The sequence below is a fragment of the Erwinia oleae genome, assembly GCF_000770305.1.
Lineage (GTDB): Bacteria > Pseudomonadota > Gammaproteobacteria > Enterobacterales > Enterobacteriaceae > Erwinia > Erwinia oleae.
In genome coordinates this window covers 1-10907 of record NZ_JNVB01000098.1, presented here as the reverse complement: position 1 = coordinate 10907, position 10907 = coordinate 1, and the positions used below count along the sequence as shown (strand labels likewise).

At 54.7% G+C, this 10907-nt stretch carries 9 protein-coding genes and 1 pseudogene; 8 read left to right on the top strand and 2 right to left on the bottom strand.

Annotation, left to right across the window (positions count from 1 at the left end; all coding sequences use genetic code 11):
* The 3 genes from GS12_RS20865 to GS12_RS20855 all read left to right on the top strand — a co-directional run.
* Nucleotides 1–443: restriction endonuclease (locus GS12_RS20865; protein ID WP_034950446.1), on the top strand; the 443-nt coding region annotated here is incomplete at its 5' end.
* Between the two features lie 10 nt (nt 444–453).
* A complete protein-coding gene (locus GS12_RS20860; RefSeq protein ID WP_235421286.1) occupies nt 454–3465 on the top strand; it encodes a conjugative transfer ATPase in 3012 nt (1003 codons plus the stop codon).
* The gene (locus GS12_RS20855) at nt 3462–3839 is read left to right on the top strand and encodes a hypothetical protein (protein WP_004115528.1); all 378 of its coding nucleotides are present in this window, start codon (nt 3462–3464) and stop codon (nt 3837–3839) included. Before GS12_RS20860 ends, GS12_RS20855 begins: the two co-directional genes overlap by 4 nt.
* An 84-nt stretch (nt 3840–3923) precedes the next feature.
* On the opposite strand, the gene GS12_RS20850 is transcribed toward GS12_RS20855, so the two are convergent.
* Both GS12_RS20850 and GS12_RS20845 read right to left on the bottom strand, forming a co-directional pair.
* Nucleotides 3924–4868, bottom strand: a complete 945-nt coding sequence (locus tag GS12_RS20850; protein WP_034950444.1) for an Abi family protein — start codon at nt 4866–4868, stop codon at nt 3924–3926.
* A gap of 217 nt (nt 4869–5085) precedes the next feature.
* Nucleotides 5086–6369 carry an FRG domain-containing protein gene (locus GS12_RS20845; protein ID WP_235421284.1) on the bottom strand — a complete coding sequence of 428 codons (1284 nt, stop codon included), beginning with the start codon at nt 6367–6369 and terminating at the stop codon, nt 5086–5088.
* A gap of 250 nt (nt 6370–6619) precedes the next feature.
* Here GS12_RS20845 and GS12_RS20840 point away from each other — a divergent pair, with 250 nt between their 5' ends.
* The 5 genes and pseudogenes from GS12_RS20840 to GS12_RS20820 form a co-directional block, all read left to right on the top strand.
* Nucleotides 6620–7018, top strand: a complete 399-nt coding sequence (locus GS12_RS20840) for a TIGR03757 family integrating conjugative element protein (protein WP_034950439.1) — start codon at nt 6620–6622, stop codon at nt 7016–7018.
* Entirely contained in the window at nt 7015–8007 is a 993-nt protein-coding gene (locus tag GS12_RS20835; RefSeq protein ID WP_034950437.1) for a TIGR03756 family integrating conjugative element protein, read from the top strand. The genes GS12_RS20840 and GS12_RS20835 overlap by 4 nt, the downstream gene beginning before the upstream one ends.
* Nucleotides 8007–9482 carry an integrating conjugative element protein gene (locus tag GS12_RS20830; protein ID WP_034950434.1) on the top strand — a complete coding sequence of 492 codons (1476 nt, stop codon included), beginning with the start codon at nt 8007–8009 and terminating at the stop codon, nt 9480–9482. Before GS12_RS20835 ends, GS12_RS20830 begins: the two co-directional genes overlap by 1 nt.
* Before the next feature lie 10 nt (nt 9483–9492).
* Nucleotides 9493–9831 carry a hypothetical protein gene (locus GS12_RS20825; protein ID WP_034950432.1) on the top strand — a complete coding sequence of 113 codons (339 nt, stop codon included), beginning with the start codon at nt 9493–9495 and terminating at the stop codon, nt 9829–9831.
* Between the two features lie 2 nt (nt 9832–9833).
* Nucleotides 9834–10688 (top strand): annotated as a pseudogene (locus GS12_RS20820) (conjugal transfer protein TraG N-terminal domain-containing protein); the annotation flags it as partial.
* Nucleotides 10689–10907: the final 219 nt, after the last annotated feature.

Below are 10907 nucleotides of genomic sequence, written 5' to 3'. Positions count from 1 at the left end.
ACCGGCGATACCGGGCAACGGCGGGGCGGGTACTGAATAAGCTTAACAGCCTGCCGGGAGACGGGCAGCGTCTGACCTATCTGCGCAAAATCAGCCCCTATGTCTTTGAAGAGCTGTTGCTGTCTGCCTTTGAACGTCAGGGACTGACCGTAGTGCGCAATGCCTCCTATAGCGGTGACGGCGGCCTTGATGGCCAGGTCATCATCGACGGCGAGCACTGGCTTATCCAGGCCAAACGGTACAGTCGTGCTGTTTCCCCCGCACATGTTGAGGACTTCAACCGGCTTCTCCTGCAGTCCGGCCGCCGGGGGCTGTTTATCCACACGGGCCGTACCGGAAAATTGAGCCGCACCCTTCATATGGCGTCACCGCGCCTGCGCATCATCAGCGGGCAACGCCTGCTGGCCATTCTCGCCGGGCAGGACGTCCGGCAGTATCTCTGAGGAATCCCTTATGCATATCATCGTGAACAGCCTGCGCTACGCTTTGTGGCTTGTGTTCTGTTTATTCCGTCATGCCGTTTTCGTGCCTGCCGCTTTCGGCGGTGTCTGCCTGCTCGCCTGGCTTGTTTTCGGCCATCCGGTCAGTGACCTGAACGACCAGTTGCAGAAGGAGGCAACGGCATGGCGCACCGCGCCGCCCGGACATTACATGTGGGAGGAATGCCCGGTGCCTGATAATGCGGCTCCGCCTGAGGCAAAGTCGGCAGCCTGTACCGTCACTGCCGTCTCCACAGAAACCGCGGCGAACAATTACCTGCTGTCATTGCGGGCCGTATGGATCATTTTTTTCATTCTGTCGAATGTCCTGTATGTGCTCTGGCGCTTACTGGCGGATGCCCTGCGTTATCATTCTCAGCCCTGCAGGGAAGCCGGCTCCGCAAAGGGGACGTATACCCGCAGGGCCGACGGTAAAATCCTAAAGGAGGCAGACGATGAGGATGCACTTCAGGACAGCTTTGATGAACATGACGTGAATCCCTGGGTCGTGCAGTTCTTCTGCCAGGACGAGGACGACACTGACGCGTACCTGGACAGGCTGCGCGGGTATGTCAAACCGCATGCACAGCGCACGGCGTTTACCGACGCCTGGCTGGGTGAAATGGAGCGCCATATCCGCAGTATCTCCCGGCCAGAGGGACTTTTTACTGACTCGCTGATTACCGGCCAGCCGTGGCGCGGGCAGCAGCGCCGCACCCGGATGGTTGTTTATCGCTGGCTTGGGAAAAGCCGGGATCCGATGCCGCCGGTGGCGATGCTCAACCAGGTGTGCGACCGGGTCGTTAATGCCCTGGGCGGGGCGGGGATCCGCTGCACCCGGCAGAACGGTCTGCAGGTGCATGGCTGGCTGCTGCGGCTGTTCAATCCGTCACCGGACTGGGTGGAGAAAACCACGCTCTATCGGCAGGCTGCTTACGCAGACCCGCGCGAGACGCCTGAAGGCACCGTGCCGGTCAGCAATGATTTTGCCGAAACCCTGTGGTTCACGCCGCCGGTTTCAGACCCGGAAAACGGCGTGTGGTGGATTGACAATAAGCCGCACTGCGCGGTGGCGGTGGAAAAACTGCGTACACCGCCGGAGCCGGGCACCCTTACCGGCGAGAAAAGCCGGGGTGAAAAGAAAATTAATGCCCTGATGGATATGTTTCCGGAAGGGACCATGGTGTGCATGACGGTGGTGGTACAGCCCCAGGACCGGCTTGAAGAGCAGTTTAACCGGCTGTCGAAAAATGCGGTCGGTGAGAATACCGAGTCGGGCCGCGTCCGCCAGGATGTGAAGACGGTAAAAGAGTATCTGGGCAACCGGCACAAGCTGTACCGGGCGGGGATCACCTTCCTGCTGCGCGGCGATGACATGACCAGCCTGAAGCGCAAGCGGCTGGAGCTGTCCACCGTATTGCTCGGGGCCGGTCTGCAGCCGGTACGGCCGGAGTTTGAAGAAGGTCCGCTGAACAGCTGGCTGCGGGCGCTGCCGATGTGCTTTAACCCGGACAGCGACAAAAAACACTGGTATACCCGTCTGACATGGGTTCAGCACCTGGCCGGTCTTTTGCCGGTGACCGGAAGGGAAACCGGCACGGGGCACCCCGGCTTCAGCTTTTTCAACCGCGGCGGGGATACCCTGACATTCGATCCGCTCAACAAGCTCGACCGCACCCAGAACGCGCATCTGCTGTTGTTCGGCCCGACCGGGGCGGGCAAGTCGGCCACGCTGTGTGCCGCGCTCTCCCAGCTGATGGCCGTCCATCGTCCGCGGCTGTTTATTGCGGAGGCCGGGAACTCGTTCGGCCTGCTGGCCGACTTCTTTGACAGCCTCGGACTGACGGTGAATAAAATCAGCGTCAAACCCGGGAGCGGCGTCAGTCTGCCGCCGTTTGCTGATGCTCACAAACTGGTGGAAGAAGGCCTGGCCGCCCAGGCCGTGGATGAGAGCGACCTGCCGGATATCGACACGGACGACGATGGCGAGGATGACAAGCGTGACGTTCTCGGTGAAATGGAAATCTCCGCGCGCATGATGATCACCGGCGGCGACCCGAAAGAAGAGGCTGACCTTAAGCGCGCCGACAGGGCGATGATACGTGAGGCGCTGCTGATGGCGGCGCATGCCACGTATAAGGAAGGGCGGCAGATGCTGCCGTCTGACCTGCAGCAGGCGCTGTATGACATTGCCTCTGACAACGATGAGGGCGTCATCAATGTCCGCAATGCCCAGCGCAAGGCGAAAGCGGCGGAAATGGCGGAATCCCTGGGCATGTTTACCCAGGCCGGGAGCTTTGAAGCGGAGCTGTTCAACCGCGAAGGGGAGCTGTGGCCTGAAGCGGACGTGACGCTGGTTGACCTGGGGCATCTGGCGCGTGAGGGCTACGAGGCGCAGATGGCCCTGACCATGGTCTCGATGACCAACATGATTAACAACATCGCGGAGCGTGACCAGTTTCTGGGCCGGGATATTGTCTTCACGGTGGATGAGGCGCATATCGTGACGGTCAACCCGCTGCTGTCGCCGTATATGACCAAGGTGGTCAAGATGTGGCGTAAACTCGGGGCCTGGCTGTGGCTGGCCACCCAGAACCTTAAGGACTACCCGGATATTGCCGAAAAAATGCTGAACATGGCGGAATGGTGGATTTGTCTGACCATGCCTCCGGAAGAGGTTAAAGATATCAGCCGTTTCCGCGCGCTCACGCCGGAGCAGGAATCGGTGCTGCTTTCCGCCAGTAAACTGTCGGGCTGTTATACGGAAGGCGTGGTGCTGGCGAAACGGATTGAAGCGCTGTTTCGTGCCGTGCCGCCCAGTCTCTTCCTGGCACTGGGCATGACGGAAAAAGAAGAGAAAGCCGAACGCCGGGCGCTGATGAATGAATTTCACTGCAGCGAACTCGAGGCGGCAAAACGCGTCGCGCAGAATCTGGACCGTCTGCGCGGTCTGACGGAGAAACAACAGGAGCCTGCCACGGTATGATGACACTGAAGTACCCTGAACCCGCCATTCATGAGCACAGTGGCGGTGCGCTTTTCACCCTGTCGCCTCAGGGGGAGCCCGGCGTGCTCCCGGCGACACATCAGCATCTGGTGAGGCTGCGGGCGATGCTCAGGCAGCGCCTGACCGGGCCGGTCAAAATGACGTGTCACCCGCACCGGGTGGGTCTCAGCAGCAGCGTGGCCATCTATCTTGAGGGAAAGCTGAAGCAGGCGGTGAATATTCTTATCACCGTGACGGGACAGACGAGCTGGCCGCAGGAAGAGGAGTATGCGCATCCGCGCTGGTATATCACGGTGCCGGATTCGGCTGACCTGGTGTATCTGATGCTGTGGATTAACGGGCTTGACGTATAACTCCAGACTTGCCTTCACCAGGGGCATGATAATAAAAATTACTTAATGCTTTTTTGATACCGGCCGCTGGGGCCGGTTTTTTTATCATCTTATTTTATAGAAAACACACGAGTTATCACCTACGTACATCGGTACAGATGATCTTCCACCATTTGTCCGCTCAAATATCTTGTTTAGTACCTTTAGATCTTCGTCCTTAATAGTTTCATAATCGAGATTCGTATATATAGCTAATTCGGACGTTGAGCATATGCGTCGGGCATTTTCAAACATTCCCCATGCGTTTAACGCGTTGCAAGTTATCGGGCTTATCGCTCTTATTATTTTTTCTATAAGGTTAATTTTTTCCCTTATTGACTCGATGGCCGTTTGAGCGTCGACTGTTTTAGATTTTATCCAGATGCAATCATGATGAAAAAGTCTGTTTCTATAATCACGAATTTCTTTTAGCATGTTAATTAGTTTGCGGCGTGCTTCAATAGGTTTGTTATCGATTAAATTTAATCGCCTGAAGGCTTTTGAAAGAGAAAGGGGCCAAAGATAATCATTTTTTTCAGAATTATCATCTGTATGAAGTGCCTCTAACAGGACTGACTCCCATGTTGAGAATGTTGTTGTGGCGATAATATCATCATGATCAAATGCCGGAGGTTGTGCGGTTACCAAGTTTGAGCTAGCCAGTCCTAGACGCGCAGCTTCTTTTTCTTTCCATCTTTTTTTGAGAGTGGATTCCGCCTCTCTAATGCAGTTTATAAACTTGCTGTGATTATCTTTTGTAGTGTCATATTTAATCTTATCCCACCACTTATCTTGGAATCGCTGCCTGGCCGCTTTATCAATTGAGTTTCTCAAAACCAATTCAAGTTGTTGCATTAAGGGGTACAGGGAAGCTGCTGCATTCTGTAGCCAGAGGCTAAACCCATACGTTTCTAATCCGGGCTGGACGTTGAAAGTACCTTGAACAGCCCCTAGCCTTGCTGTTGAGAGCAAGGAAAGGATTGGCGTATAATCCTGTATGCTTTTAGGCATAGTATCTCCTGATGCTTTAGCCATTATTACTGGGCATTTTTCATGCTTCACAAGCTAGTTGACGACTCCGTCATCATAAGCTAATCTATAAGCACAACGTTAGCCAGTGAGCCAGTGTCGAATCTTCCCCCATGTTTCATGGGTTCTAGTGAAAGCACATTAGGCAAAAGTATTGAAAAACCCCGGCTCTGCTGGGGTTTTTCGCATCTGAACTTGGCTATATTTTCAGCTCACCAACAATGTTAGTTTGCTCTTGCAAGTAAATTTCTATGATTTGAAGTGCTGAGATGTGGGCTTTGTGGACTCTTGATTCCCCACAGCCACACTCCATTGTATGCTGTTCCCTTGCCCATAAACCATTTTCATCCTTTCGGTAAAACCATCCTCTAACAAACCCAACTCGGGTCATATCCATACCTGGATGTTCAACCATAAGTTCGCTTACCTCAAATAAATTGGCACCACGGGATATAACACCAATTCCTTTTTGATAAAGAGATAAGTGTCCCATATTTACGTGTTGGATAAGATCGTCTATCTCGAATGCAACTGAACCTTTAATATTTATCAGATCTTCAATTCTAGAAAAGTGTAATGTAGCGTTTTCATCAGACTCACCATATAGAGCCTCCTCAGGTACGTTAATTATGACACAGCCGTTAGGGTCGCCATCAATTGAATTAAAGGTTTGTGATATTTTGGCACCCCGAAAAAATGCAGCTTGAGGCCATGCAATCTTAACATAGCTCTCATGATACTCTGGTAATTCAAGGGCCCTATGAAACGCAGGGATGGGGAATGATTTATCTTTTACGTCAGCTAATTCTCTCCAAGGTAATCCGAGTAACATCCTTAGAATAGGATCGTCCTTTATAGGAGGGAAAAGGTCACTTGTTGTATCAAAGCCATTCTTTGAAGAGTACTTACGCAAAATCTCACTACTGCATTTAATTTCAGAGAGAAAACAATTTTGAGGGAGATCAGTTTGCTGTAGAGGTCCCACTAACCATGCCGCCTGAGCCTCCATCCTGGGATGGAAACCCTCTAACTTTAAAGAAGCTAAATCGACTAAACCAACCTGTTCGGCTGCTTTCTTATCTAGGATATAAAGATAACCCACACCCTCGCTATGAGTATATCGCGCCTTTAGCTTTCGTAACCAGACGGGTCGCTCTGCAAAGTCTTCACTCATTTCTAATGTATGCTGTTGATCATACTGATGGCTGGCGAACCACGCCCCAACAGCTGCGTTCGACGAGCAATCAATATAAAAAGAGCGCCAACCATAATGTTGAAGGAGTGCCTGTATAAATTTAAAGTCGTTAACGTGATGCCCGATAGTCGTGCTAAGAACATTTTTTGCGTAACGACTCCACTTGAGCATTTCACTAGGTATACATCCATGTCGGTCAAAAGAAGTTTTGACCGAAGGCAACCCTGGATCTCCGTATCTAGTATTTTGACCACGGAATAAGACATCAGTACCATGCTTGGAAAGCATATTCTCTAGTTCATTCAGAGAGTTGGCTGTGTATAGTTCCAAACTTTTTCTCCATTCGAATCTAAAGCGGGCTAAAAAATACCCACTTCCTAATTAATCATCGCTTTGAAATAATAACTTTAACTAACTTCCTAAAACTTAGCTGTAGCTAACCTCTAAATTATTAGAACTGCGTTATCAATTTATTGCGGCCTTTCTGAGCCGTTGCGGGCACGCTGTCAGACGATTCAGTCTGACGGAGTTCCGATTCATGAAACTGACCTCTCTTGTTTTCCTGCCGGCTCTGCTGCCGGCATCCGTACTGGCCGGCACGGTCGTCTTCACTGACAGTCAGCATCTGCCGGCAAATCTGCCGCCGGACGTGCCGGTGGTCCTTCTTGATGGTCCTGACCAACTGCAGGCCGAGATGTTCGGGGAACTGCCTGCAGACCCGCAGCAGGCCGAAGCACAGGTCAGGCAGGTTATGGCATCATCTGCCTGGCAACAAAAACAGCTGCAGCTGAATGATTCCTATCGCCAGGTGGTCCGGGCCTGGGAACTGGGCATTAAAAAAGTGCCGGCCGTGGTGTTTGATGACCGCGATGTGGTGTACGGCACCACGGATGTTGCCGTGGCCACTTCCCTGCGTAACCGGGGAGGTGGTCAGTGAATACAAAACCTTCCCGCATCAGAACCACGGTGTGCTCGCTGGCGGTTGCCACGGTACTGGGTACGGCAACCGCGCCGGCAGCTGTTGCAGCACTTAACACCGCGCAGATTATTGCCAGCGCCGTATCGCAAAACTGTATCAGCTGGCGTGTGAGTGGCATCTGTTACTGGCTGTTCTGCACCCCCTTTGGCTGCAAGGTGCGCACGTCGGTCAAAGTCACTCACTTCATTCCTCAGACAGTCGTTTCGACCTATGTCGCTCCGGGCGGCAACCCGTGGCAGGAAATGGCGTTTGTCAGCCAGACCGCCGGCGGGCTGGAGAGTGCCGTGACCAGCGGGCTTTCCGGTGTTTCTGCCGGAGGAGCCAATCCGGCCGACATGAAAAATCCCGGCCAGCGCAAGTCCGCTGTTCGTTTCAAGTATGCCGATGCGATTGGCCACCCGGCCACCTCCCTGATTGGCGGCAGTATTCCGGGCTATTCCTGTGATACCGCAGCCACCCCGTTAATGCCTTACTTCCTGAGTACGCTGGATTCGGCGGCCTGGCGCACGGGCGTACCGGAGTCCCTCTATCCGGAAGCGCTTGTGCCCGGCCAGCGGGAAATCGGCAGTCAGGCAGCAGCCAATATGTGGGGCAACATCTATCCCCGTTCGGGGTTTATCAGCCAGACGGATGATGACAAAGCCTCTGCCGTGGTGGCGCAGCGTGTGGCAGACATTATCACCCGCGCCGGGCAGCCCCATGTTTATCAGGTGCTCCAGGGCAACCGCCATGACGGGTACTGGCCACCGGGCGAGGTCACGGAAAACACCGGCACGCGCAATCACAAATGGCAGCGGCTGGCGCCCCACATGACACAGTCATGTGCCGTCTTCCCGGACGGGAGCTACACCGCCGCGAGCGATAACAACGAAGCCTTTGCGCTCTGGCAGCCCTACAGCTGCTGCAAAAAGCGCGGGCAGAAATTTCTGGGCAGCACTGATATCTGATGAGGAAAACTGTGAAAAAATCACCTTCATTTTCAGCCGTTCGCGTAAGCCTGCTGCTGACCGGCTCCCTGCTGACTGTCCTCCCGGGCGCGCACGCGGCCGATGATGACAATACCATCCTGGGCATGTCCCTGCCGCAGGTAAACAACAGCGCCATCGGTTACGGCAAGTCCGTCGATGGTGCCGTGTCGGACAAGCTCTTCTACACCCTCGGCGGCGGCTCGGTCATTTCCCAGCCGGCCACGCGCGGCAATATGCAGAAGCTGGGGCTGAATACCGGCTGGAGCAGTGACCTGATGTGCGGCAACTTTGACCTGAAAACCACCGTCGGCAACCAGCTCAACGGCGTCACATCCGGTTTTAAAAACCTGATGGGCGACGTGATTCAGGGGGCCACCGGCGCGGTGGCCAGTCTGCCGGCGATGGTCATTCAGCGGGCCAACCCCGGTCTGTATGACATGCTCACCAACGGCGTTCTTCAGGCCAATGTGTCATTCGACAAGGCGCAGCTCAACTGCCAGAACATGTCGAAAAAGATGATGGACTTCAGCGACAGCAGTAACTGGACACAGCAAGCCATGATGGATGAATACAAATCCATCGTAAACAGCGGTGATGCTGACGCAGTTCGTGTTGATGACGCAGGTCGCAAGGCCAGCGGCGCTTCAGGCAGTAACTGGGTTGGCGGCCAAAAACGTGGGGGAGCAGGGCAGCCCGCGATACGTGTCACCCATGACCTTGTCGCTGCCGGCTACAACATGATGAACGGTCTGCCCGTCACGTCTGATTCGACCGTGGGCGAAAGCAGCTGTAACGGTGGCGCATGCTCTAAATTCGGCAGCGCGGAAGAGGCGGCGGCCATGACCGTGAAGGTGCTGGGCGATCGCTCGATGCGCACCTGTGCCAACGCGAGTGAGTGTACCAGCGGTGATGCGGATGACCAGCCCGGTACGACCGTTGCCGGCACCGGCTTTGCCCCACTGCTGGAAGAGGCAACCAAAGCCAACGCTGAGCAGCTGGTCAGGCTCGTCAACGGTACGGAAAAGCCCACGGCCGCGAATCTGGCGAAGCTGAAAACCGGCGGACTGCCGGTGACGGCCGGCGTGATTAAAGCCCTGCAGCGTGATCCGGATAACGCGGCCCTGACCGCCCGTCTTGCCGGCGAGCTGGCCATGTCTGACACGGTGGAAACGGCGCTGCTGATGCGTCGCATGATGGTTACCGGTATGTCGGAGCCGAATGCCGCTGCCCAGCCAAAGGCCATTGATACCGCCGGTCAGCGTATCGAGGCGCTGGATCGGGAAATCGCGGCGCTGAAAAACGAGATGGAGATGAAGCGTGAACTGTCACGTAATTCAGTGCTGACCATTATCGACAGGGAGAATCAGCGCGTCGAAACCAACCCGCAGACCCAGTCTGATGACAATACCGACAGTCGCTTCAACCAGATGGCAGCGCCGCAGTCGGCTGAATGAGGGAATAAGGATGCGTAATAAATCGACTGTCAGGAAAGTCCTTACCCGTGCCGGCATCTTCCTCGCCTGCATGGCGCTGTTCATGGTGGTCTCACTGATGATGGCTGACACCGCCATGAAACATCCGACTGAAGCAGCTGCATTCCGGAGCTGGATGCAGTCGACGCGCTACGGCTGGCTGATATGGCGACTGGCGCTGTATGCGCTGGTTGCATGGGGCCTCTGGAAAATCCGGCATGCGCCGGGTTTTCGGAAGATGTACAGGCGGCCGCTGCTGCGCATCAGTGTGGTCAGTGTGCTTTTTATCGCGTTGTGTGAGTACGCGATGTTTACCGGTCCGGGAGCCTGAAGATGACGACAAACAGCTATCTTGAGTATTTTCTGACGCTGCTAGGCTGGGTGATCAATAACGGCCTGTGGAATGTCCTGCTGAGCACCGGGCTTTTTGTCCTGCCGCTGGCGTTTAAGGTGGTGGGGATCTGGCTCAAAGTCCGTGAAGAGGGGGAGGATGAAGGCAACAAGGGGATGCTGTCGCTGCCCCGTATCGAGAACGCGCTGTATGCCGGATTCCTGGTGATGATTGCCTGCTGCGTACCGCTGATTAATGTCAGCCTCAGTACGATGCAGTACGATACAACCCGGGCGAAGAGCTGTGGTGTGTGGACGCCAAAAGCGCCGGATGAAAGCGGCTATGCCGGCGTGGTCACCAGTCTCAACGACCGGACGGCTGCGGCACCGGTGTGGTGGGTGCTGATTCATAAACTCTCGAAAGGGGTAACCCAGGCGGCCGTGGCGACCATTCCCTGTCGCCCTGACATGCGGCAGGTCCGCTTTGAAGTGCAGCATACGCGTATCGACAACAAAGCGCTGGCGCAGGAGCTGCAGGACTTCACCAACGACTGCTATTCGGTTGCGCTGTATCTGTGGAAGCAACAGGATCAGGGACAGACAAAGGACAAAACCACGCTGCGTGATATCGAATGGATTGGCAGCAGTACATTCCTGAACCGGTATTATCCTTCGTTGCAGTCCAAACTGCCCCGGGCTGCGTTCCCGTGGACCGACAGCCGGGACAGCGGCCGGCCCAACACCGGAAGAGGAGGTTATCCCACCTGCAGCGAGTGGTGGAGCAGTTCGGAGACAGGACTGAAAGCACGGGTGAAGGACCAGACCGACCCGGATATGTGGCTGCGTATCTCGGCCGCAAGTAACCGTCACATACAGACCGTATTAAGTTTTGTATTGCATTTTTACGGTAGATGGTGGTTCATCATGTAGCCGTTGAATTTGTGAGTAATGCACTGGTAAGTTGAATGAGCAGGTAGATGCAACGCTTAACGAGCTGCAGCAAAACCTTATACGTAATAACCGCGAAAGGAATAACGAGCATGCTTGAAGTCTGGGGAAGAAAGACCTCGTCCAATG